The sequence below is a fragment of the Dietzia sp. NPDC055343 genome, assembly GCF_053645265.1.
Genome location: NZ_JBSHMJ010000039.1, coordinates 1 through 24,174, shown reverse-complemented (window position 1 = coordinate 24,174; position 24,174 = coordinate 1). Strand labels below are relative to the sequence as shown.

The following is a 24,174-nucleotide window of genomic DNA, read 5'->3' as shown; positions in this document are numbered from 1 at the left end:
CCGACCTCACACCGCTGCCCGGTCGGCGCCCGCTCCGGGTCGACGACACACGGTGTTCACATATCCAGGCCGAGATCCAGGACGCCGACCGAGTGCGTCAGACCGCCCACGGCAAGGAAGTCGACACCACAGCGCGCGTAATCGGCGGCCACATCGATCGTCAGTCCCCCACTGGACTCCAGGCGCGTGCCGGGCGAGACCTTGTCGCGTCGCTGCACCGCGATCTGGGTCTGCCAGACCGGGAAATTGTCGAGCAGGACCAGGTCGACCTTCTCGTCCAGCATCTGGTCCAGTTGCTCCAGCGAGTCGACCTCCACCTCGCACGGCAACTGCGGGAACCTCTCACGGACCGCGGCCAGCGCGGGCAGCACACCGCCGGCGGCCACCACGTGGTTGTCCTTGACCAGGACCGCGTCCCCGAGCCCCAGCCGGTGATTGACACCACCGCCGCAACGCACCGCGTACTTCTGCAGCAGCCGCAGGCCGGGCATCGTCTTGCGGGTGTCACGTACGGCGCAGTCGGTGCCGGCGAGCTCGTCGGCCCACACCCGCGTCGCCGTCGCGACACCGGACAGGTGACACACCAGGTTGAGCAGCGTGCGCTCGGCGGTCAGCAGTCCCAGGGTCGGCGCGGCGATCTCGGCCACCACCTCGCCGGCCTCGACGCGGTCGCCGTCGGCAGCGAGCAGGGTCACGGCGAAGTCGTCGGAGCCGGCTCCGGAATCGTCGCCTCCCAGCACCTCCGCGAGGACCATCTCGACCAGCGGTAGACCGGCCACCACCCCGTTTGATCGCGAGGCCAGTCGCGCGGTCGCCCGGTCGTCCGCCGGCACGGTCGCGAGCGAGGTCGCGTCCGGGCCGTAGCGCAGGTCCTCCTCGAGCGCACGACGGATCGCGATCAACGCGTCCGCGCGGGTGTCGGTATCGAAGGTGTCGGTATAGAAGGTCGGGGCGCCGTGGGTAGGGGCGCTGTCGTCGTCGTTCACTCTCCCGTCCCCGGATTGCCGATCGCGATCATGCGCTCGACCGACCCGCGCGCGGCCTCGGCGGTGACGGGGTCCACGTCGACCTCGTCGGCACCCTCGACCAGGGCACGCAGCAGCGCGGCCGGGGTGATCATCTTCATGTAGGGGCAGCTCGCGTCCTCGTTGACCGGCAGGAAGTCGATCTCCGGCGCCGCCTTGCGCAGCTGGTGGATCATGCCGACCTCCGTGGCCACCAGGACCTCACGCGCGCCGGAGGCGCGGGCCGCGTCGACCATCCCGCCGGTCGACAGGATCTTGACCTGCTCCGCGGGCACCGCACCCTCGGTGGCCAGGTGCAACGCGCTGGTCGCGCAGCCGCACTCCGGATGGACGAACAGCTCGGCGCCCGGATGGGACTCCGACTTCGCGGTGAGCTGGTCGCCGTTGATCGCGGCGTGGACGTGGCACTCGCCCGCCCACACCAGGACGTTGTCGCGGCCAGTCTTGCGCCGCACGTGGGCCCCGAGGAACTGGTCGGGCAGGAAGAGGATCTCCCGGTCGGGATCGATCGACTCCACCACGTCGACCGCGTTGGAACTGGTGCAGCAGATGTCGGTGAGTGCCTTCACCGCGGCGGTCGTGTTGACGTAGGAGACCACGACGGCGTCCGGGTGCTCGGACTTCCACTCGGCCAACTGCTCGGCGGTGATGGAGTCGGCGAGCGAACATCCGGCGGCCTCGTCGGGGATGAGGACCGTCTTCTCGGGCGAGAGGATCTTGGCGGTCTCCGCCATGAAGTGCACGCCGCAGAAGATGATGGACGACTGCTCGGCGCTCGCCGCGACGCGCGACAGGGCCAGCGAGTCCCCCACGTGGTGGGCGATGTCCTGGATGGCCGGGATCTCGTAGTTGTGCGCAAGGATCACGGCGTCGCGCTCGGCGGCGAGTCTGCGGATCTCCGAGGCCCACATCTCGTCGGGCTCGACGCCGGTGTACATCGATCCGTCGTGGCGGATCTTCCCGGCCAGCGGCGAATCGAGCCGCCCCACGGCGGTGTCGGTTCCAGTGGCAGTGCTCATCCCTGCCCCCTCTCGGGTAGAAAGTTCGGGCCGATACCCCACCGGCCGCGTTTTCGTCTTACAATCGAAAACGTGCATGAGTGTAACACCGGTCACGAGGTGCTCGTCGTCGTGGGCCAGGTACGGCCGACCCCGGGTGCCGCCGCGCCGTCGCTTCACGTACTGCTCTGGCAGCACTCCCTGGGCCCCGCCGCCGGACGCTGGGCGCTGCCCGGCGGTGAGGTTCGTGACGACGAGGACCTCCCCACCTCCGCCACGCGTCAACTCGACGAGAAGGTCGATGTCCGGGAGCTCAGCCACCTGGAATCTGTGTCCGACTTCTCCGATCCGGGGCGTGTGCCGGGTCGTCGCGTGTTCGCGTCCGGCTTCCTCGGCGTGCTGCCGAGCGACGCCGACCCCGACATCCCGGACGACACCGCGTGGTTCCGGGTCGACGACCTGCCGGAGACCGCGTTCGACCACGCGGAGATCATCGCCCGCGCCCGGCTCCGACTGGCGGCCAAGCTCTCCTACTCCACGCTGGGCTTCGCCCTCGCCCCCGAGGAGTTCACGCTCTCCCTGCTCGCGCAGCTCTACGGTGCCGCGCTCGGGCACCCGGTGGACCCGACCAACCTGCAGCGGATCCTCACCCGGCGCGGCGAGCTCGTGCGGTGCGGGCGCAGCGCTCCCCCGGGCCCGTCAGGTGGTCGACCGGCGGCGCTCTACCGCTTCGCCGAGCGACGGCTACGGATCACCGATCAGTTCGCGACTCTCCGGCCACCGGGTCCGGCAGACGGCTGAAGTGGGCCAGGGCCGCGACCGCGAACAGCGCGATCATCGTGCCCCACACCAGCCAGCCCGCGCCCGGCGGGAACCAGTCCCACGATGGCCCCGAGGTGCCGTAGATCATCCGGTCGGAGAACAGGGCCCCGACGGCCGGCGCCTGCGAGACCACCTCACCGGCCGGGGCGTCCTGCGGCGGCGAGGCCACGAGGTCAGCGATCCGCGTGGCGTCCATGGCGGCGAGGGCACACGCCAGCCCGGGCAGGAGCGCGAGCGCGGGCACGCCCAGCGGGCGTCGCAGTCCCGGATGCCGGTGCCAGAGGACGAGCGCGGCGCACACGGACGCGAAGCCGAGCAGGACCACCAGCATCAGGAGCTGGCTTCCGCCGTCAACGCCGGCGTCGGGGAACCGGACGCCCCGCCCCTGCCCCACGGACAAGAGCTCCGAGCGCGGCGCGGTGACAATCCACACCAGCACCGCGACGACGAACGGCGCGAGAAGCCCGACGAGGGTCCCCACCGCGCGCGGCAACCCACGGCCATTGCGGCGGTCACCTGTGGACGACGACGTGCTGGTCATGAGCGGGACTGTACCAACGCCCGGGCGCACCGAAACGGGAGATCCGGGGTGGCTGTGGTCTAATCGGACCCGGCTCCGCCCACCTTTCAACCGGACGAGACGTCAGGAAGTACCCGCCAGTGGCCACCAGCTCTACTCCCGCGACCACTGGTCGGTCGCGGAAGACGATGGCATACCGGCACGACATCGACGGCCTGCGGGGACTGGCGATCGCCCTGGTGGTGGTGTTCCACATCTGGATGGGCCGGGTCTCCGGCGGTGTCGACGTCTTCCTCGCCCTGTCCGGGTTCTTCTTCCTCGGGTCCCTGCTCCGCGGCGCGGGTAGCACGCGCACGCCGCTGAACCCCCTGCCCCACCTCCAGCGCCTCGTGCGGCGGCTCTACCCGGCGCTCGCGGTGACCATCGCCGCCACGGTCCTGGGCACCATGCTCATCAAGCCGCCCACGCAGTGGGCGGCGATCTTCGACCAGACCGTCGCGTCGCTGCTCTACTACCAGAACTGGGAACTGGCGTACACCGCCGCGGACTATGCCGCGGCCGATGCGACCATCTCCCCGCTGCAGCATCTGTGGTCGATGTCCGTCCAGGGACAGTTCTATCTGATCGCGCTCACCGTGATCCTCGGCGGCACCGCACTCTGGCGACTCCTTGTGCGCCGCGGCACCCCCAAACGGTTCCTGGTCGCCGTGGTCGCCGCCGGCACCATCGCCTCGGTGTGGTGGTCGGCGATCGGGCAGGACGCGAACCAGGCCTGGAACTACTACGACACCGCGTCCCGCATGTGGGAGCTGCTCATCGGCGGTCTGGTGGCCATCGTGCTCGCCGGCATCGTCCTGCCGTGGCCGCTGCGTCTGATAGCCACGGTCTCCGGCCTGTTCCTCGTGGTGAGCACCGGGTTCTTCTTCGACGGCGCCGCATACTTCCCCGGCCCGCTCGCCTGGTATCCCATCGGTGGCGCACTGCTCATCGTGCTCGGCGGCAACCTGCCCGCGGGCCAGCGTGCGACCCCCGCCAGGGACCCCATCACCTGGCTGCTGTCCGGAAAGGTGTTCCGCCGACTGGGCGACATCTCCTACTCGCTGTACCTGTGGCACTGGCCACTGCTCATCCTGTGGCTGTCCTACGACAGGGAGAACGAGACCACGTTCGTCTCCGGCACGGCGATCATCGTGATCTCGCTCGTGCTGGCCCTGATCACCGAGAAGTACATCGAGCGACCGCTACGGATGGCCAGCCGGGCGAAGGGGCAGAAGACCCCCGCCGCCCTCGCGCGCGACATGCTCAGGGGCGCACCCGCGCGAACGGGCCGCCAGAAGCGCCAGTTCGTCGGTGCGACCGCGCTCGTCGTCGTCGCCGCCGTCGCCTCCCTCGCCACGGTCGGATGGTGGAGCGCCACCGCCTCCTCCCGGTCGTCGGTCCCCTACGTCGACTCCCTCACCGACCCTGTCCACCCGGGCGCCCGCGCCTTCTTCGACGGTGTCGGCGCCCCGGCGGACGCCCCGTACCTGCCCTCCCTCCTCCAGGTCGGCCACGACCTGCCGCCCAGCACCATGGACGGCTGCATCTCGACCTTCGAGTCCAGTGACGTGATCCTGTGCGTCTACGGCGACGAGGCCGCCACCCGCACCATCGCGCTGACCGGCGGATCCCACGCCGAGCACTGGATCAGCGGACTCGACGAGGTCGGGCGCCACTACGGGTTCCGGGTGGTCACCGTCCTCAAGATGGGCTGCCCCCTCACCCTCGACGCCACGGTCTCCGACAACGACGAACTGCTGTACGAGAGCTGCGCCGAATGGACCCCCAAGGCTCTGGGCGCCGTGGCCGGACTGCAGCCGGACTTCGTGTTCACCACGGCGACCCGGCCGGTGGGCGTCATGGGGCCCGACGTCGCCCCGCGGCAGTACGTCGACTTGTGGCGTGCGCTCGGCGAGCAGGGCATCAACGTGATCGCCATCCGCGACACCCCGTGGCTCAACAACGGCCGCGGACCGATCCGCGCCAGCGACTGCCTGGGCGACGGCGGCACCCCCGAGGAGTGCGGGATGCCGCGCGAGAGGTCCATCTCGCCCATCAACCCCGCCTCGCTCGCCGCCGCCGGACTCGACAATGTGCGGCTGATCGACCTGACCGACGGGTTGTGCGACCCCGAGAGCTGCCCTGTCGTGGTGGGCAACGTGATCGTCTACCACGACTCGCATCACCTGTCGGGGTCGTGGGTCCGGTCCGCCTCGGGCGAGCTGGCCCGGCAACTGGGACCCGCGACCGGCTGGTGGTGACCCCGGCGTAGCCCGTTTCCGTTGTTGGACCCCCGGTGTCGAGCACGCTGACCAGCGGCTCGATTCACAGGCGGTCCTGCGCGCGGCGTAAGCACTACTCTTGGACTTCGTGACCAACGCCGACCCCCAGCCGTCCGCTCCCGAACTCGTCCGCTCCTGGCCGGGCACCGCGTATCCACTCGGCGCGACCTACGACGGGACCGGCACCAACTTCGCGCTGTTCTCCGAGGTCGCCGAGGCGGTCGAGCTCTGCCTCATCGACCGCGACGGCGTCGAGTCGCGCATCGAACTCACCGAGGTCGACGGCCACATCTGGCACTGCTACCTGCTCGGCGTGACCCCCGGCCAGCGCTACGGCTACCGCGTGCACGGACCCTACGAGCCCGAGCAGGGGCTGCGGTGCGACCCGTCCAAGCTCCTGCTCGACCCGTACGGCAAGGCGTTCAGCGGTGCGTTCGACGGCGACCCCAGCCTCCACAGCTACGACCTCGACGATCCCGCGGAGCGCAATACCGACGACTCGCTCGGGCACACCATGACCACCGTGGTGATCAACCCGTTCTTCGACTGGGGCAACGACCGCGCGCCGGGGCACGAATACCACAACACCGTCATCTACGAGGCCCACGTCAAGGGCATGACCGCCACGCACCCGGATGTTCCGGCCGAGATGCGGGGCACCTACGCCGGACTGTGCCACCCGGCGATCATCGAGCACCTCAAGGACCTTGGCGTCACCGCCATCGAACTGATGCCCGTCCACCAGTTCATGCAGGACCAGCGCCTGATCGACCTGGGGCTGCGGAACTACTGGGGCTACAACAGCTTCGGCTTCCTGGCCCCGCACAACGAGTACGCGTTCGCCGAGAAGCCGGGCGACGCCGTGGCCGAGTTCAAGGCCATGGTCAAGACCTTCCACGACGCGGACATCGAGGTGATCCTCGACGTGGTCTACAACCACACGGCCGAGGGCAACCATCTGGGGCCGACGATCGGCTTCCGGGGCATCGACAACCAGGCTTACTACCGGCTGGTCGAGGGCGACGAGCAGCACTACATGGACTACACCGGAACCGGGAACACGCTCAATGTGCGGCACCCGCACTCCCTGCAGCTGATCATGGACTCGCTGCGCTACTGGATCCTCGAGATGCACGTCGACGGCTTCCGCTTCGACCTGGCCTCCACCCTGGCGCGCGGTCTGCACGACGTGGACCGGCTGTCGTCGTTCTTCGACCTGGTGCAGCAGGACCCGGTGGTCAGTCAGGTCAAACTCATCGCCGAGCCGTGGGACGTCGGCGAGGGCGGCTACCAGGTCGGCAACTTCCCTCCGCTGTGGACCGAGTGGAACGGGCAGTTCCGTGACACGGTTCGCGACTTCTGGCGCGGTGAGCCCGCCACCGTGGGCGAATTCGCCTCGCGACTGACCGGATCCTCCGACCTGTACGAGCACACCGGCCGCCGTCCCACCGCGTCGATCAACTTCGTCACCGCGCACGACGGGTTCACCCTCAACGACCTGGTCAGCTACAACGAGAAGCACAACGACGCCAACGGCGAGGACGGCAACGACGGCGAGAGCCACAACCGTTCCTGGAACTGCGGCGTCGAAGGCCCCACGGACGACCCCGACGTGCTCGCGCTGCGCCACCGGCAGCGCCGCAATCTGCTCACCACGCTCATCCTGTCCCAGGGCACGCCGATGATCGCGCACGGTGACGAGATCGCCCGCACCCAGGACGGCAACAACAACGTGTACTGCCAGGACAACGAGCTCGCCTGGATGAACTGGGAGCTCGACGAGGAACAGACCGACCTCCTCGAGTTCACCCGCGCACTCATCCGGCTGCGCAAGGACCACCCGGTGTTCCGCCGCCGCCGCTTCTTCGGGACACCGTTGCGCGGCGAGGAGGACCCGCAGGACATCGCCTGGTTCGCCCCGGACGGCTCCGAGATGACCAGCAAGGACTGGGACTCCGGCTTCGGCAAGTCCCTGGGCGTGTTCCTCAACGGCGAGGGCATCCACGAGCCGGACGCGCGTGGCCAGCGGATCATCGACGACTCGTTCCTGCTGCTGTTCAACGCCCACCACGAGCCGATCGAGTTCGCCCTCCTGGGCAGCGAGTACGCGCACGAGTGGCAGGTCGTCCTGGACACCGCGAGCCACACGGGCGACGAGACCCCCGCTCTGCCGGCCGACGGTTCCCTCTCGGTCGACGGCCGCTCGACAGTGGTCCTGCGGAAGCTGAGCTGACCGTGCGCCGGCTCCCCTCCAGCACCTACCGGCTCCAGCTCCGCACCCCTTCCTCCGACCCCGACGGCCGTGGCTTCACCCTCGCCGACGCCCGCGATCTGCTCCCCTACCTCGCCGACCTCGGGGTGGGTGCGGTGTACCTGTCGCCGATCCTCGAGGCCACGCCCGGCTCGACCCACGGCTACGACGTGGTGGATCCGACCACGGTCTCGACCGAGCTCGGCGGGATCGACGGACTACGCGAGTTACGGGCCGCCTGCCGGGAGCACGGACTGGGCCTGGTGGTGGACATCGTGCCCAACCACCTGGGTGTGGACGAGCCGGCCGCCAACCCCTGGTGGTGGGATGCCCTGCGCAGGGGCCCGGAGTCACCGTATTACCCGTTCTTCGACTTCGACACGTCCCCCGCCAACGGCGCCGACGGTCGGATCGCCATCCCGGTGCTGGGATCGCCGGACGATGTGGCGGACCTCGTCGTCGTCGCCCCCACCGACACTCCCAGCGGTGAGGCGGAGCTCCACTTCTACGAGCACCGGTTCCCGATCGCGCCCGGCACGGACGGGCCAGCCCCCGGCACCGACGGTGGCTCGGCGCGGGAGGTCCACGACCGGCAGCACTACCGGCTGGTGCACTGGCGCGAGCCGCTGCTGGGCTACCGGCGGTTCTTCACCGTCACCGGCCTGGCAGGGCTGCGGCAGGAGGACCCGGCCGTCTTCGACGCCACGCACGCCGAGGTGCGCCGGTGGTGCGAGGAGGATCTGGTCGACGGAATCCGCGTCGATCACCCCGACGGGCTGGCCGATCCCGTGGACTACACACGGCGGCTCCGCGAGCTGGTCGGCGACGAGCGCTGGCTGTTGCTGGAGAAGATCCTCGCGCCCGGCGACGCCACGACGCCGCCCGAGTTGCTGGATCCGGCGATGCCCGTCGACGGAACCACCGGGTACGACGCATTGCGCCTCATCGACCAGCTGCTGGTCGACGCCCGCGGCGAGGCGCGGCTGTCCGAGCTGGCCGCGCAGTTCTGCGGCGAGTCCGGCGACGAGGCGCAGGTGCACGCGCAGTCCGCGGAGATCAAGCGCCGGATCGTGAGCGAGGACCTGGCGCCCGAGTTGGCGCGGTTGGTGCGGGCGGTGCGCCGCGACGGTGGTGGTGGCAACAGTGGTGGTGGCGGCGGTGGTGGCGACGGTGCCGGTACCGACGGCCATGGTCCCGACGACGAGGTCACCACCGGCGCCGACGCCCACCTGCGGGAGGCACTGCTCGCCGTGATCGCGCTGACGCCGTTCTACCGGGCAGACTATCCCGTCCTGCATGGCACGCTCCCGCTCCTCGTGGATGTACTGCGAGGTCAGCGACCCGAGCTGGAAGGCGTGCTCGCACTCGTGGCCCGCGCCCTCGCCCGTGGGGGCGAGGCGTCGGTCAGGCTCGCGCAGGTCACCGGGGCCGCCACCGCGAAAGCCGAAGAGGACCGGCTGTTCTATCGGCTCGGTCGGCTCGTCTCGCTCAACGAGGTGGGCGGGTCGCCGGGGCGGATGGGCCTGTCGGTCGAGGCGTTCCATCTGACGATGGCCGAGCGGGCTGCCTCCACCCCGGGGGCCATGACGGCACTGTCCACCCACGACACCAAACGCGGTGAGGATGTCCGCGCCAGGATCTCCGTACTGTCCCAGGTCCCCGACGAGTGGGCCGGATTCGTCGCGGCGGTGTTCGACGAGTTCCCACCGCCCGCCGAAGACGCCGCGTATTTCCTGTTACAGGTGATCGTGGGCGTGTGGCCGGAGCCGGGCGGCCCGTCCGAGCAGCTTCGCTCGCGACTGCACGCGTACGCCGACAAGGCGATGCGCGAGGCCGCCGTCCATACGACGTGGACCGACCAGGATGCCGGGTTCGAGTCGCGGATGCACCGGTGGATTGACGCGCTGATCGACTCCGGGGCCGGGGCGGTGAGCGCGTTCGTCGAGCGCATCGCGCCTGCCGGTCGGGACAATTCGCTCGTGGCCAAGGCCGTGCAACTGCTGTCGCCCGGCGTGCCGGACGTCTACCAGGGCACGGAGGTCTGGGAGGACTCGCTCGTCGACCCCGACAACCGCCGGTTCGTGGACTTCGGACCGCTGCGGTCGGGGGCGGTCGCGCGGGCCGGGCATCCCAAATTCCTGCTGGTGCGCGAACTCCTGAGGCTGCGGCGCGAACATCCGGAGGCGATGGCCGGTGGCGCGTACCTGCCGATACCGGTGCACGGCCCGGCCGCCGCCGACGTCGTGGCGTTCCGGCGGTCTCTCGGGCCCGCCGCCGACGGGAGCCGGCCCGCGGTCGGACTCATCGCCCGACTACGCACGGCAGCGAAGGCAGCCGACGAGTTCCTCGGGACGGTCGCCGAGTTGCCCGCGGGTTCGTGGGTGGTGCGCCCCGATGGTGCCGAGATCTCGGGCCGCGTGGACGTGGGTGAGCTGCTGGCGGCGGCCCCTGTCGTCGTCATCGTCCGTCAGTAGGACCGACGGCGCCGAGCCTGCGCCCCCGCAGCGGCTCAGCGCGGCTCGCGGCCCAGCAGCCGGTCGGTCTCGCGCCGCTCCCGCTTGGTCGGCCGGCCGGCGCCCCGATCCCGCCTCGGCTGGGACGCCACGATCTCCCTGGGCGGCGGCGGGGGCGAATGGTCGATGAAGCAGGTCGCGGCCACCGGCGCCCCCACCCGCTTGCTGACGGTCTCGACCACCTCGAGGATGCGGATCCGCCCCAGCGCGCCCGTGACCTGCACCCGGTCGCCGGGGACCACGCTCTTCGAGGGCTGCACCGCCTCGCCGTTGACCTTGACGTGCCCGCCCCTGCACGCGGCTGCCGCCTTGGTGCGGGACGGGAACAACCGCACCGACCAGGTCCATGCGTCCACCCGAACTCCCATGATCTGAGCGTATCCGTCTGCTCATCACCGGCCCACACGCCGGGCCACCCCCACGTCCCGTCCCGCGTGGGTTTACTCGAGCCAACGCCCTACCCGCGAGACCCATCGGATTGCGGAAAACCTATGGGATCCGATAGGTGCCGAATAACCCGATGGGTGCCGGCTGATGTCGTGGCCAACCGCGGACTCGTAGCAACCTTCAGACGGCACGAGAGCAGGTTCACGAGACGGCGGCGACAGCTCTTGCTCTCACTCGTGGGAGACTGACGTCACAAGTAGCGAACTCCCCTCTGGAGGCCCCGTGTCCGACGCCACCACCAATTTCGAGACCGTCACAGCTCCCGCCATCGACAGCACGACCGACGACGGCGTTGGCTCGGATGCGGCTGCTGTGCTCGAGCGGATCCTCGAGGATCGCCACAGTTGCCGAGCATTCACCCCGGAGCCGGTTCCCGAGGCGACGATCGAGCGGATCCTGCGAATGGCGCAGCGCACCGCGTCGTGGTGTAACTCGCAGGCGTGGCAGATCGACCTGGTGTCAGGTGATGCGACGGCCGCGTTCGGCAAGGCCCTCACGGACTACGTGGTGTCCAGCGACATGCGATCCGATCTCCCGGCACCCGAGCGCTATGACGGCGTGTACGGCGACCGCCGCCGGGCCAGCGGGTACGGGCTCTACTCGGCGCTGGGGATCGAGCGGTCCGATCACGACGCCCGCGCGCGTCAGATGCTCGAGAACTACCGGTTCTTCGGCGCCCCGCACGTCGCCATCATCACGTCCGACGCGGGGCTGGGCACCTACGGCGCGGTGGACTGCGGCGCGTATGTGTCCACGTTCCTGGCGGCGGCGTCATCGCTGGGTGTGGCGACCTGCGCGCAGGCCGCGCTGGCGTTGTACTCGGACGGGGTCCGCGAGCACCTGGGCATTCCGGAGGACCGGCTGATCGTGTGCGGAATCGCGTTCGGCCACGCCGACACCGAGCACCCCGCGAACGCGTTCCGTACCGAGCGTGCCGAGCTCGCGGATGTGGTGCGTCGGCACGACTGAGCCGGGACGGTGACCGGGGCCGTCAGTACCCGATCTGTCCGCGCGGGGAATCCGGCCCCTTGATGCCCTTGCGCACCTTGAGTCCGTAGTAGACGGTGGCGATCCCGGCGAGGATCGCCAGGACGATGAACGAGCTCGCTGCCCAGAAGGCGAGCGGTAGAGACACAACCGTCACGCCCAGCGCGATCGCGGTGTTCCGCGAATTCTTGCGGACCTGCTGCTTCCGGAGCTCGATCGAGTTCGGCTGGTAGGGCTGCATGCTCATGTACTCAGGATTCCACATCCCGGCGCGATACCGCGTTCTCGGTGGTCGCGACCCCTGCGGACTCCCACTCGACGCCCCCGGACGTACGGGCAGCGAGGATCGGTCCGAGCACCTCGAACTCGCCGGCCACGCTCAACCGCACCCGCCGCCCGTAGTCCACATCCAGCACCTGCGCCCCGGCCGCGCGGAGGGCCGACTCGAGTCCACCGGCCACGGCGTGGTCGACCTCGGCGACCCAGGCCGGCGTCTGCACGACCTCCACCACGCGTCCGGCCCGCCACGCCTCGTCCACCGCGTCCGTCACCGCCGCCGCATACGCCCTGGCCAGCCCGCCGGTGCCCAACTTGGTGCCGCCGAACCACCGCACCACCACCGCGCACAGACCGGTCAGCCCGCTGCCACGCAGTACGTCCAGCATGGGGGTTCCCGCGGTCCCGGACGGTTCACCGTCGTCGTTGGACCGCTCGATCCGGCCGGCGCCGTCCACGTCCACCAGGTAGGCGCTGCAGTGATGGCGGGCGGTCGGATACGTGGCCCGGAGCTCGGCGATCAGGGCGCGGGCGGCCTCGTCGTCGTCGCACCTGCGCAACACCGCCACGAACCTGGAGCGTTTCTCCTCGTACTCCCCCGTCACGTCCGATCCGGCGTTGAGGCGGAGAGCGCGGGGCGCGGTCTGGTCCATGCCCCCCAGTATCACGGTCCGAACGGAGCCCCGCCCGACCGCCCGCGGCCCCGCACATCCCGCGCGACACTTGCCTACCCTGGGCCGTGTGACCTCCCCGCACCACGCGACCAACTCCCACCGCGATCCCTCGCCCGATCCTCTCGATGACGTCTTCTCGGTCTGGGCGCCGCACGCCCGAGCCGTCGGCCTGGTTCTCGACTCCGCCGACGCCACCCCGATCCCGATGCACCGCACCGACGACGGATGGTGGGCCTCGGACCTGCGCCGCGACGAGGGCAGGGACTACGGGTTCGTGCTGACGGGCGACGACGACGAGGGGAGCCCCGCCCGACCCGACCCGCGATCGACGCGGCAGCCCTCCGGTGTGCACGGGCTGTCACGGGTGCACCGCGTCGACCCGGCGCGCTGGACCGATTCGTCCTGGACGGGGCGGCAGCTGGCCGGGTCGGTGATCTACGAGATGCACGTGGGCACGTTCTCGGCCGGCGGGACCCTGACCAGTGCGATCGAGCATCTGGACGAACTGGTCGCCCTCGGCGTGGACATGGTCGAGGTGATGCCGGTGAACGCCTTCAACGGCGAGCACGGCTGGGGTTACGACGGCGTGGCGTGGTTCGCGGTGCACGAGGCGTACGGCGGACCGGACGCGTTCCAGGAGTTCGTCGACGCATGTCACGCGCGCGGGCTCGCCGTGTGTCTGGACGTGGTCTACAACCACCTGGGGCCGTCGGGGAACTACCTGCCGGAGTTCGGGCCGTATCTGTCAGCGGCTGACGGACCCTGGGGGTCGGGGCTCAATCTGGACGGCCGGCATTCCGGCGAGGTACGGCGATACATCATCGACAATGCGCTGCGGTGGTTCGACGAGTTCCATGTGGACGCGTTGCGGCTGGATGCGGTGCATGCCCTGCACGACGGCTCGGCGGTGCACCTGCTCGAAGAGCTGGCAGTGGCGACGGAGTCGCTGTCCACACATCTGGGGCGGCCGTTGTCGCTGGTGGCGGAGTCGGACCGGAACGATCCGCGGACGATCACCGCGCGGGAGGCCGGCGGTCTCGGACTGCACGCCCAGTGGGACGACGACGTGCACCACGCCGTCCACGCCGCGATCTCCGGGGAACGGCAGGGATATTTCTCGGATTTCGGCTCACTCGAGGCGCTGCGTCAGGCGCTGACGGGGGCGTTCGTGCATGCGGGGACGTGGTCGTCGTTCCGGGGCCGGGTGCACGGCCGGCCGGTGGACGTGGGCCGCCTTCCTGGATCGCGCTTCGTCGCCTACACGCTCACCCACGACCAGGTGGGCAACCGCGCGGCCGGCGATCGGCCGTCGATGAGCTTGTCACCGCAGCAACTGTTGGCCAGGGCGGCGATCGTGCTGTGTTCGCCGTTCACCCCGATGCTGTTCCAGGGCGAGGAGTGGGGTGCAGCGACACCCTTCTGCTACTTCTCCTCGCATCCCGAGCCGGAGTTGGCCGAGGCGGTGCGGGGTGGCCGGCGGCGGGAGTTCGCGGCGACGGGCTGGGACCCGGCCGAGGTGGCGGACCCGCAGGACCCGGAGACGTTCCACCGGTCGAAACTCGACCGCGCCGAGCAGACCGCCGAGCCGCACGCCGGGATCCTCCGGGCATACCGGGAGCTGATCGCCCTGCGGCGAGCCGAGCCGGAGCTCAGTGATCCGTGGCTGGGCTCTGTCCGCGTCGAGACGGGAACGGAGGCGGCGGACGACCGGTGGCTCGTCGTTCACCGCGGATCGGTGGCCCTCGTGGTCAATCTGGGTACCGAACGGTGCCGGGTTCCGCTGGACGGCGAGGCGCTGCTGGCCTCGGGAGCGGTCGCCGACACGGACTCGGTGTTCTGCCAGGCGTTCGGATTCGCGGTACTGAAGAAGGACGCCGGCTGATCGACGGGGTACCGCTTCCCGCCGTGCCCCCTCGAGAAGAGTGTTTGGAACATCTCTACTCGCGCAACGTGCGCGCAATGCTCTTCTCGACGAGGGGAGGGCTCGGGAGGACGGTTCAGGTGAGGTACTCGTACGCGGCGGTACCGGGCTCCAGCCGCTCGCATTCGATGCGCGAGGCATCCATCCGCTCGAGGAGGGAGTGCAGGCCCGTCGGCGAGCCGAGTTCGATGCCGACCAGGGCGGCACCGATCTCGCGGTTGTTGCGCTTGAGGTAGTCGAACTGGGTGATGTCGTCCTCCGGGCCGAGCACCTCGTCGAGGAAGCGGCGCAGCTGGCCGGGCTCCTGGGGGAACTTGACTAGGAAGTAGTGCTTGAGCCCCCGGTGGACCAACGAGCGCTCGATGATCTCGCTGTAACGCGAGACGTCGTTGTTCCCGCCGGAGACGATGCAGACGACCGTCGCGCCCTCGTCGATGTCCAGCTGCTCCAGCGCGGTCACGGCGAGAGCCCCGGCGGGCTCGGCGATGACGCCCTCGGTCTGATAGAGGTCGAGCATGGCGGTGCAGACCGCCCCCTCGTCCACCGTGAGGACCCGGATCCGATCCGTCATGGAGGAGATCACCTCGAACGGCAGCTCGCCGAGCCGCGCGACGGAAGCCCCGTCGACAAAGGTGTCGACCGTGTCGAGGGTGACGGGCTCCCCCGCCTCCAGCGCCCGGGTGAGGGAGGGGGCGCCGGCGGGCTCAACCGCGATGATCTTGCAGTCCGGCGCGTATTCGGCCAGATACGTGGCGATCCCCCCGACAAGGCCGCCGCCACCGACCGGTACCACCACGGCGTCGGGCGCCCGGTCGAGCTGCGCGAGGATCTCCGCGGCGATGGTGCCCTGGCCGGCCATGGTCGCGGGGTGGTCGAACGGCGGGACCAGAGTCGCTCCGGTCCGGTCGGCGTCGCCGCACGCGGCTGTCTGGGCGGCGTCGAAGTTCGCGCCGGTCACCACCAGCTCCACCCAGTTGCGGCCGTGGGACAGGATGCGATCACGCTTCTGCTTGGGCGTGTTGTTGGGCACGTAGATGCGCCCGTTGATGCCGAGCACCCGGCAGGCGAACGCCACACCCTGGGCGTGGTTACCGGCACTGGCCGCCACGACCCCGGCGCTGCGCTCGTCCTCGCCCAGTTGCGCCATCAGGTTGTAGGCGCCACGGATCTTGTACGAGCGGACGCCCTGCAGGTCCTCACGCTTGAGCAGGACCCGCGCACCGGTCTGCTCGCTGAGCCGCTCACTGATGTCCAGATCGGTCGACCTGATCACGTCGCCGATCCGCCGGGCGGCGGCGTCGATGTCGTCGGTTGTCACGGCCTGGTCGGTGGCGGCGTCAGTGGAGGTCACGACGACCAGTCTCCCACCGCCACCGTCGCCGCCGCCAACCGGTCAGCCCGTGAGACACCCCGGGCCCAGGAGCGCCTTGAGATCGCCCATGAGCGAGGAGGAGGTCTCGACCCGGAGATGATCGTCGAGCCGCAGCACCGTGGACGAGTCCCCGCTGACCAGCCGCAGGTGAACATCCGACGGACCAGGATGTCGGCCCAGGACTTGCTTGAGCGCGGTGACCGTCTCGATGGTGCACATCCGCGTGGCCAGCGTCAGCGCGAGCGGCGCTCCGTTCCCGCCGACCACCAGGTCCGGCACCTCGAGGGTGTCGCCGAACACCGAGACCCGGTCTTCGCGGATGTTGATACGGGCCTTGACCAGCACCACCGCGTCCTCCGCGATGTCCAGCGCCGCGATCCGGTAGGTCTTGGGGAAGAACAGGACCTCGACGCTCCCGTTGAAGTCCTCGATCGTGACGATCGCCCACGGCTCGCCGTTCTTGTTGACCCGGCGGTCGACGCCCGAGATGATCCCGCCGATCGTCACCGCGGTTCCGTGCGCGAGCTCGCCCTCGTGGATCGTCGCGATGGTCGTGTCTGTCTTGGCCTCGAGTGCGGCTTCGAGTCCGTCGAGCGGGTGCCCGGAGACGTACAGGCCCAGCATCTCGCGTTCCAGCGCGAGCTTCTGCTTGGTGTCCCACTCCTCGTCGGGCACGCGGACGGCGAACACGTCACCGAAACCGTTGTCGGCCCCGGTGTCGTCTCCCCCACCGAACAGGTCGAACTGTCCGACGGCCTCGGCCTTCTTCGTGGACATCACCGACTCGACGGCGTCCGCGTGGACGAGGAACAGGCCCTTGCGCGGATGTTCGAGAGCATCGAACGCGCCGGCCTTGATGAGCGACTCGGTGACCTTCTTGGTGCAGGCCGTCTGGTCGATCTTGGCCAGATAGTCCGAGAAGTCGGTGAACGCGCCCTTCGCCTCGCGTGCGGCGACCACGGACTCCACCACGTGCGCGCCGACATTTCGCACGGCGCCCATGCCGAAGCGGATGTCCGTGCCCACCGAGGCGAAGTTGGTGAGCGAGTCGTTGACCGACGGCGGCAGGACACGGATGCCCATCTGGCGACAGTTGGACAGGTACAGGGCGGCCTTGTCCTTGTCGTCACCCACCGAGGTGAGCAGTGCGGCCATGTATTCGGCCGGATAGTTGGCCTTGAGGTAACCGGTCCAGAAGGAGACCAGGCCGTATCCGGCGGCGTGCGACTTGTTGAACGCGTACGAGGCGAACGGCTCGATGGTGCCCCAGAGGGCGTCCACGGCGTCCTTGGAGAAGCCGCGCTCGAACATGCCGCCGGAGAACTTCTCGTACTCGGCGGCCAGGACCTCGGCCTTCTTCTTACCCATAGCCTTACGGAAGCCGTCGGCTTCGCCGGCCGTGTATCCCGCTAGCTCGCGGGAGATGGCCATGATCTGCTCCTGGTAGACGATCAGACCGTGCGTCTCGCCGAGGATCTCCTTGAGCGGTTCCTCCAACTCGGGGTGGATGGGCACCAGTTCCTGCTTGCCGTTCTTGCGATCGGCGTAGTTCCAGTGCGTCCCCATGCCCATCGGGCCGGGTCGGTACAGGGCGAGGGCGGCCACGATGTCGTTGAAGCCGGTCGGCTTCATCCGCTTGAGCAGCTCGCGCATACCGCCGGAGTCGAGCTGGAACACGCCGAGGGTGTCGCCCCGGGCGAGCAGTTCGTAGGTGGGCAGGTCGTCGGTGCTCAGGGTGTCGAGGTCGATCTCCTCGCCGCGGTTGAGCTTGATGTTCTCCAGACAGTCACCGATCACGGTGAGGTTCCGCAGGCCGAGGAAGTCCATCTTCAGCAGGCCGATGTCCTCACAGGAGGGGTAGTCCCACCCGGTGATGAGGGCCCCGTCCTGTGCGCGCTTCCACATGGGGATCACGTCGAGCAGCGGCTCGGAGGACATGATCACCGCACACGCGTGCACGCCGGCCTGACGGACCATGCCCTCGAAGCCGCGGGCGGTCTCGTAGATCCGCTTGACGTCCGGATCCGTCTCGAGGAGCTGGCGGACCTCGGCCGCCTCGCCGTAACGCTCGTGCCCCGAATCGGTGATGCCGGACAGTGGGATGTCCTTGGCCATGATCGGCGGCGGCAGCGCCTTGGTGATGCGGTCGGCGATCGCGTAACCGGGCTGCCCGAAGTTGACGCGTGCGGCGTCCTTGATGGCGGCCTTGGTCTTGATGGTGCCGAACGTGATGACCTGGGCGATCTTGTCCGCGCCCCATTTGTCGGAGGCGTAGCGGATCATCTCGCCGCGGCGACGATCATCGAAGTCGATATCGATATCCGGCGCGGACGGTCGCTCCGGATTGAGGAATCTCTCGAACAGCAGACCGTGCTCGATGGGATCGATATTGGTGATCTTGAGCGCATAGGCGACCAGCGCGCCGGCGGCCGAGCCTCGGCCCGGCCCGACCTTGATCCCGATGGAACGGGCGTGCTCGATGAGGTCACCGACCACGAGGAAGTAGCCCGGGTAGCCCTTCCCCTTGATGACCTCGAGCTCGAATTCCGCGCGGTCGATGTACTCCTGCGGTACGCCGTCCGGGAAGCGCCACTGCAGGCCCTTGTGGACCTCCCTGGCCAGCCAGGTGTCCTCCGTCTCGCCCTCCGGCACGGGGAACTTGGGCATCCGGTCCTTGGGCGTCCAGATGTCCTCGTAGGACTGCACGCGTTCGGCGATCCACAGCGTGTTGTCACACCCCTGGGGGACCTCGGAGTCCCACTGGGCACGCATCTCCTCGGCGGACTTGAGGAAGTACCCGTCCCCGTCGAACTTGAAGCGGTTCTCGTCGGCCAACGTCTTACCGGTCTGGACGCAGAGCATGGCCTCGTGGGCGTGGGCCTGGTCGCGGGTGACGTAATGGCAGTCGTTGGTGACCAGCGGCGGCATCCCGAGGTCCTTGCCGAGCTTGAGCAGGTCCTCGCGGACCCGACGCTCGATGTCGATCCCGTGGTCCATCAGCTCGAGGAAGAAGTTGTCCTTGCCGAAGATCGACTGCCACTTCTCAGCGGCCTCGTAGGCCTCCTTGATGTGCCCGAGCCGCAGCCGCGTCTGGATCTCACCAGACGGGCAGCCGGAAGTGGCGATGATCCCCTCGGAGTGCTCGGCGAGGATCTCCGCGTCCATACGGGCCCACTTGCCTAGTTGGCCCTCGTAGGAGGCCAGAGAGGACAGCAGGAAGAGGTTGCGCAGACCGGTGGCGTTCTCCGCCACCATCGTCATGTGCGTGTAGGCACCCGAACCGGCGACATCGTCAGCCTTCTGATGCTTCTCGCCCCACAGGACGCGCTTCTTGTTGAAACGTGACTCCGGCGCGACGTAGGCCTCGATACCGATGATCGGCTTGATGCCGGACTTGACGGCCTCCTTGTAGAAGTCCGACGACCCGTACATGTTGCCGTGGTCCGTCATCCCCACCGCGGGCATCCCGAGCCGGGACGCCTCCTTGAACAGGGGATCGATCTGAGCCATCCCGTCGAGCATCGAGAACTCGGTGTGATTGTGCAGATGCACGAACTGGGATCCGCCCACGCAGCATTCCTCCTAGGACTTGTCCGGCCCAGTCTAGGACGGATCTACGACAGCCTTCGACTTGCCGACGTACGCCCTGCGCGGCGACCTCCCTGCCAGCGTGAACGCCACGACCGCTGCCCAGATGAGGGCGAAACCGACCCACTGCACGGCGTCGAGCCGCTCCCCCACGACGATGAGTCCCCACGCCATCTGCAGCGCCGGGACGATGTACTGGAGCATGCCGACGGTGGCCAGGGGGATGCGCTGCGCAGCGAAGGCAAACAGCAGAAGCGGCACCACCGTGACCAGCCCGGAGGCGACGAGCATCGCCGTGTGCCCGGGGCCGAAGCCGGTGAACGTGCCCGCCCCGGTCGCGCCGAGCCAGAGGAGCAGGGCCAGGGCGAGTGGAGCGATCACCGCCACCTCGCCGGTCATGCCGATCACCGGGTCCACCCGCAGCTTCTTCTTGAAGACCCCGTACAGGCCGAAGCTCACCGCGAGAATCACCGAGAGGGTGGGAAAGTGACCGTAGCCGACGGTCAAGACGCCGACGGCGACGACGGCGAGGCCCACGGCCGACCACTGTGGGCGTGTGAGTCGTTCACCGAAGATGACCACCCCGAGCAACACACTCACCAGAGGGTTGATCGTGTATCCGAGGGCCGCCTCCGTGACGCGCCCGGAGTTGACCGTGAACACGTACACGCCCCAGTTGGCGGAGACGAACACCGCGGCGCCGGAGATCCAGACCCACGATGCCCGGTCCACGGCCCGCAGGTCGCGCCAGCGGCGCAGGAGCGTGAGCACGATCGCCATGACGATCAGCGACCACACGATGCGGTTGGCGAGGATCTCCAGGGCGCCCGCGGGTTCGAGGAGCGGGAAGAACGCGGGGAAGAACCCCCACAGGGTGTAGGCGGCCACGCCCGCGGCCATCCCACCGGCGACGGGCTTGTCGACGGCCGCCGGGCCCGTGCTCCCGCTCGCCCGCACTCCTTCATCGCCGCCGCTCACTGCCGACACCTGCTCATTCGCGCCACCTGCTCATCGCCGCAACCATAGCCGCGACACGGTGTCGGCCCGCCCCCGGGAACCGCCCCCGCGGACACCTCCGCCGCGAGCAGGGCCCGCGACTACGGCCGGGCCGCGGTCAGGCGGCCGACGTCGGTCAGGCGGCCGGCCTCAGTCAGGCGGCCGGCGTCGGTCAGGCGGCCGACGTCGGTCAGCTGGCGGGGACAGGAGCACTGTCTGGCAGCGGCGAGGCCGACCGGACGTGCTGCGGCAGGAGCGGCCGCACGGCGAAACGCCCCGACACCGCGTCGGCGGGCAGTGCCTCGACCGCCCGGACGCCGGGCCGTCCGGACACCGCGCGCAACTGCTCGGGCGTACCGCGGACGAGCAGCCCGACGATCGCCGGATCCCCGTCCCGGATCCGGGCGGCGGTCAGCGATGACGTCTGCGCCCCGCGATCGGCGCCGACGTCTCCGGGCCCCGGCTCGCGACCCGCCCCGAGCCCGCTGACCACCCCGTCCAGGCCGCGACCGAACGCCGGCTCGCGCGAGGACTCCCCCGCCACCGGCTCGGCCAGGACGACCTCGGCCACCGGCATCGCGACGCCCTCCACCGGCACCTGCGCTATCAGCCGGGACACGCGCGGCAGGCCCCGGGCGACAGCATCCGCGTCCGCGACCGACCAGGCCTGAACCGCCGAGACGAGCGCCCAGTGATCCGTATCGGGATCGGTGGACGGGTCCGGGGAGCCGGTGGTGTCGTCGTCGTCGCGGTGGTCGTCTCCCGCCCCCACGTCGAGCGACGCGGCGGCGCGCTCCAGATACTCGGCCACGGGCTCGCCCGGATCGGGCCCCACGGCGTCACTCATCACGCCCGGCGCGCGCGGCAGTTCGGTGCGCAGCGCGGTGAGGATGGTGACCAGCGCCAGCACGATCACCACCCCCACTCCCGCGACCCTGGCCGCCCGCGCGGCGACGGTCATGCCGAGCGCAACACGTCCAGCGCGTGCTGGAGATCGTCGGGGTAGGAGCTGGCGAAGTCGACGCGCGCGCCCGTCCCGGGATGCTCGAAGCCCAGTCCGACCGCGTGCAGCCATTGCCGCTCCAGCCCGAGTCGCGAGGCCAGGACGGGATCCGCGCCATAGGTGAGGTCACCCGCGCACGGATGGTGCAGTGCCGAGAAGTGCACTCGGATCTGGTGCGTGCGACCGGTCTCGAGCTTCACCTCGACGAGGGTGGCGGCCTGGTGCGCCTCGAGGGTGTCGTAGTGGGTGATCGAGTGCTTGCCGTCGGAGGTCACCGCGAAGCGCCAGTCCGACGACGTGTGACGCCCGATGGGCGCGTCGATGGTCCCCGACAGCGGATCGGGGTGCCCCTGGACCAGCGCGTGGTAGGTCTTGTCGACGGTGCGGTCGCGGAACGCGCGCTTGAGGAGGGTGTAGGCGCGCTCGGACGCGGCCACCACCATCAGGCCGGACGTGCCCACGTCGAGGCGGTGGACGATGCCCTTGCGCTCCGGCGGGCCCGAGGTGGAGATGCGGTACCCGGCGGCGGCGAGGCCGCCGATCACGGTGGGACCGGTCCAGCCGACCGAGGCGTGCGCCGCGACCCCCACGGGCTTGTCGACGACGACGATGTCGCTGTCCGAATACAGAACCGTCATGCCCTCGACGGGTTCGGCGATCACTGCGGGCTCGGCCCGGGGTTCGGGCATCTCGACTTCGATCCAGCTCATCCCGGTGAGCTTGTCCGACTTGCCGACGGTCTGCCCGTCGAGCAGGACCTTGCCCTCCGCGGTGAGGTCGGCCACCGCGGTGCGCGAGATGCCCAGGAGTCGGGAGACGCCGGCGTCGACGCGCATGCCGTCGAGGCCGTCGGGGACGGGGAAGGTGCGGACCTCACCCATCGGCGGTCTTCTCGCCACCGTTGTCGGAGACCGCCGTGCGCTTCGGCCTGTCCGCCCGGTCCGACCGGTCCGAGGCCAGGGTGCCGTCGTAGTCGATGTTGCGGAACACCGCGACGGCGACGACGATCACGCCGGCCACGAGGCACGAGTCGGCCACGTTGAACACGGGCCACCAGCCGACGGACATGAAGTCCACGACATGGCCGCGCAGGACACCCGGGTCGCGCACCAGGCGGTCCACCAGGTTACCGGCGGCACCGCCCATGATCAGGCCCAGCCCCCACGCCCACCAGCGCGAGTGGACCCGGCGCGAGAACCAGATCAGCGCCAGCACCACGACAATCGCGACCACGCTCAGCACCGCCGTCAGTTCGGTGCCCATCGAGAACGCCGCGCCGGGGTTGCGGATGAGCACCAGCCGGACGTTCTCCCCGATGAGCTCGATCGGCCGGCCCGGCTCGAGACCGATCACCGCGAGGACCTTCGCGAGCTGATCGAGGAGCACGACCACCACACCGATCACCAGCATGACCGTCGGTCCTGCCGCGAAGTAGCCCGGCGCCGCGCTCGCGGGTGCCGGGCCGGGCGTGTGCCCCGTCGCGTCCGACCGCGTCTCGTTGGTGTCCGTCATGGGACCCAGTATCCCTGATGACGCCGCCGAGCCGGATGACGCGGGTGGGCCACCCTCTAGGCTCGGTGCCGTGGAACCGCGATCGCACAGTGCCCCCGCCCGCCCCCGCGCCGCCCGCCGTGGCCGTCGACTCCTCGCCTCCGCCGTGGCGGCCTCGGCGCTCCTCGGCGCTGCGGCCTGCGGGGATTCCGGGCCCGAGGACCCCTCGACCGGCGCCGGCGGCTCGAGCGTCGCCGCGGACGACCAGTCCCTGGAACCCGAGGCGACGGTCGATCCCGGCCCCGCGCCTGTGGTCGAGGTCCTGGACGCCGGGGCCAGCGAGCGGCGCGTCCTGTCGTACGGGCCCTCCCGCGAGCCGGCGACGGTCGAGGTGTCCCAGTCGGGCACCGCGCGCACCGAGGTGCCGGGCGCCCAGACGCGCGTCGATCAGACCCCCGCGCAGACCCTCACCCTCGAGGGTCGTTCCGAGCCCGACGTGGACGGGGCCCAGCGCGCCGCGGTCACGGTCCGGGAATTCACCTCCACGGACGAGCTGCGTGCCGCCCAGTTCTCCACGGCCCCGGGGTTCACGGCGACATGGACGCGCAGCGCGGACGGCAGCATTCGCGAGCTGGGGCTCGCCGCACCCGTGGACGCCTCCGACGCCGCCCGTGCGGCGGTGGAGATCGCCGCCAACGCCATCTCGGACGCCACCGTGGTCTTCCCCACCGAGGCGATCGGCGAGGGTGCCCGATGGACGGCCACCCGTCAGGTCGACGACGCGGTGGCATCGACGCGCGTCGTGACCTACGAACTCGTCGAGCTCGACGGCGACCTCGCCACCGTCCGAACGGAGACCACCGCCCCGGACGTAGCGGACACCCTGACCGCCCCGGCCCCCGACGGCGGGCCCGGCGTCACCCTCGACGTGGAGACCTACGACATCACCGGCTCCGGCGAGCTGACCGT

General features: G+C 69.8%; 19 protein-coding genes. 7 read left to right on the top strand and 12 right to left on the bottom strand.

The window, feature by feature from the left end:
- Positions 1-56: 56 nt before the first annotated feature.
- Positions 57-902, bottom strand: a complete 846-nt coding sequence (gene nadC, locus ACWIE7_RS15525) for a carboxylating nicotinate-nucleotide diphosphorylase (protein WP_454057142.1) — start codon at positions 900-902, stop codon at positions 57-59.
- Positions 903-982: 80 nt separating this feature from the next.
- Positions 983-1,963: a quinolinate synthase NadA gene (nadA, locus tag ACWIE7_RS15520; RefSeq protein WP_454069866.1), complete on the bottom strand. Its 981-nt coding sequence runs from the start codon at positions 1,961-1,963 to the stop codon at positions 983-985.
- Positions 1,964-2,116: 153 nt separating this feature from the next.
- Here nadA and ACWIE7_RS15515 point away from each other — a divergent pair, with 153 nt between their 5' ends.
- Positions 2,117-2,824, top strand: coding sequence for an NUDIX hydrolase (locus ACWIE7_RS15515; protein WP_452101007.1), 708 nt, complete (start codon positions 2,117-2,119; stop codon positions 2,822-2,824).
- Here ACWIE7_RS15515 and ACWIE7_RS15510 read toward each other — a convergent pair.
- Entirely contained in the window at positions 2,775-3,386 is a 612-nt protein-coding gene (locus ACWIE7_RS15510) for a hypothetical protein (protein WP_454057060.1), read from the bottom strand. The genes ACWIE7_RS15515 and ACWIE7_RS15510 overlap by 50 nt on opposite strands.
- 167 nt (positions 3,387-3,553) lie before the next feature.
- Between ACWIE7_RS15510 and ACWIE7_RS15505 the strand changes: the two genes are divergently transcribed.
- The 3 genes from ACWIE7_RS15505 (at position 3,554) to ACWIE7_RS15495 (ending at position 10,411) form a co-directional block, all read left to right on the top strand.
- Positions 3,554-5,665: an acyltransferase family protein gene (locus ACWIE7_RS15505; RefSeq protein ID WP_452101005.1), complete on the top strand. Its 2,112-nt coding sequence runs from the start codon at positions 3,554-3,556 to the stop codon at positions 5,663-5,665.
- Positions 5,666-5,774: 109 nt separating this feature from the next.
- Positions 5,775-7,919, top strand: a complete 2,145-nt coding sequence (gene glgX / locus ACWIE7_RS15500; RefSeq protein WP_452101004.1) for a glycogen debranching protein GlgX — start codon at positions 5,775-5,777, stop codon at positions 7,917-7,919.
- A 2-nt stretch (positions 7,920-7,921) separates the two neighbouring features.
- Entirely contained in the window at positions 7,922-10,411 is a 2,490-nt protein-coding gene (locus tag ACWIE7_RS15495) for a malto-oligosyltrehalose synthase (protein ID WP_454069859.1), read from the top strand.
- Between the two features lie 35 nt (positions 10,412-10,446).
- On the opposite strand, the gene ACWIE7_RS15490 is transcribed toward ACWIE7_RS15495, so the two are convergent.
- A complete protein-coding gene (locus tag ACWIE7_RS15490) occupies positions 10,447-10,818 on the bottom strand; it encodes an RNA-binding S4 domain-containing protein (protein ID WP_452101002.1) in 372 nt (123 codons plus the stop codon).
- A gap of 346 nt (positions 10,819-11,164) precedes the next feature.
- Here ACWIE7_RS15490 and ACWIE7_RS15485 point away from each other — a divergent pair, with 346 nt between their 5' ends.
- Complete coding sequence (locus tag ACWIE7_RS15485) at positions 11,165-11,866, top strand: nitroreductase (RefSeq protein WP_452101016.1); 702 nt, start codon at positions 11,165-11,167, stop codon at positions 11,864-11,866.
- A 22-nt stretch (positions 11,867-11,888) separates the two neighbouring features.
- Here the strand turns inward: ACWIE7_RS15485 and ACWIE7_RS15480 are convergent, their stop codons facing one another.
- Both ACWIE7_RS15480 and ACWIE7_RS15475 read right to left on the bottom strand, forming a co-directional pair.
- Positions 11,889-12,131 carry a LapA family protein gene (locus tag ACWIE7_RS15480; RefSeq protein ID WP_452101001.1) on the bottom strand — a complete coding sequence of 81 codons (243 nt, stop codon included), beginning with the start codon at positions 12,129-12,131 and terminating at the stop codon, positions 11,889-11,891.
- Between the two features lie 4 nt (positions 12,132-12,135).
- On the bottom strand, positions 12,136-12,813 hold the full coding sequence (locus ACWIE7_RS15475) for an IMPACT family protein (protein ID WP_454069858.1): 678 nt from the start codon (positions 12,811-12,813) through the stop codon (positions 12,136-12,138).
- A gap of 88 nt (positions 12,814-12,901) precedes the next feature.
- Here ACWIE7_RS15475 and treZ point away from each other — a divergent pair, with 88 nt between their 5' ends.
- On the top strand, positions 12,902-14,716 hold the full coding sequence (treZ, locus tag ACWIE7_RS15470; protein ID WP_454069857.1) for a malto-oligosyltrehalose trehalohydrolase: 1,815 nt from the start codon (positions 12,902-12,904) through the stop codon (positions 14,714-14,716).
- Positions 14,717-14,831: 115 nt separating this feature from the next.
- Here the strand turns inward: treZ and ilvA are convergent, their stop codons facing one another.
- The 6 genes from ilvA to lspA all read right to left on the bottom strand — a co-directional run bounded on the left by ilvA (position 14,832) and on the right by lspA (position 23,226).
- Entirely contained in the window at positions 14,832-16,115 is a 1,284-nt protein-coding gene (ilvA, locus tag ACWIE7_RS15465) for a threonine ammonia-lyase IlvA (protein ID WP_454069865.1), read from the bottom strand.
- Between the two features lie 33 nt (positions 16,116-16,148).
- On the bottom strand, positions 16,149-19,697 hold the full coding sequence (dnaE, locus tag ACWIE7_RS15460) for a DNA polymerase III subunit alpha (protein WP_452099506.1): 3,549 nt from the start codon (positions 19,695-19,697) through the stop codon (positions 16,149-16,151).
- Positions 19,698-19,730: 33 nt separating this feature from the next.
- The gene (rarD, locus tag ACWIE7_RS15455) at positions 19,731-20,615 is read right to left on the bottom strand and encodes an EamA family transporter RarD (RefSeq protein WP_454057144.1); all 885 of its coding nucleotides are present in this window, start codon (positions 20,613-20,615) and stop codon (positions 19,731-19,733) included.
- A 286-nt stretch (positions 20,616-20,901) separates the two neighbouring features.
- Positions 20,902-21,672 (bottom strand): hypothetical protein, encoded by a 771-nt coding sequence (locus ACWIE7_RS15450; protein ID WP_454069856.1) that lies wholly within the window; start codon positions 21,670-21,672, stop codon positions 20,902-20,904.
- On the bottom strand, positions 21,669-22,595 hold the full coding sequence (locus ACWIE7_RS15445; RefSeq protein ID WP_452099504.1) for an RluA family pseudouridine synthase: 927 nt from the start codon (positions 22,593-22,595) through the stop codon (positions 21,669-21,671). The genes ACWIE7_RS15450 and ACWIE7_RS15445 overlap by 4 nt, the downstream gene beginning before the upstream one ends.
- A complete protein-coding gene (gene lspA / locus ACWIE7_RS15440) occupies positions 22,588-23,226 on the bottom strand; it encodes a signal peptidase II (protein ID WP_452099503.1) in 639 nt (212 codons plus the stop codon). The genes ACWIE7_RS15445 and lspA overlap by 8 nt, the downstream gene beginning before the upstream one ends.
- Before the next feature lie 70 nt (positions 23,227-23,296).
- On the opposite strand from lspA, the gene ACWIE7_RS15435 reads away from it, so the two are divergent.
- On the top strand, positions 23,297-24,174 hold an 878-nt coding region (locus tag ACWIE7_RS15435; RefSeq protein ID WP_454069855.1), incomplete at its 3' end, for a hypothetical protein.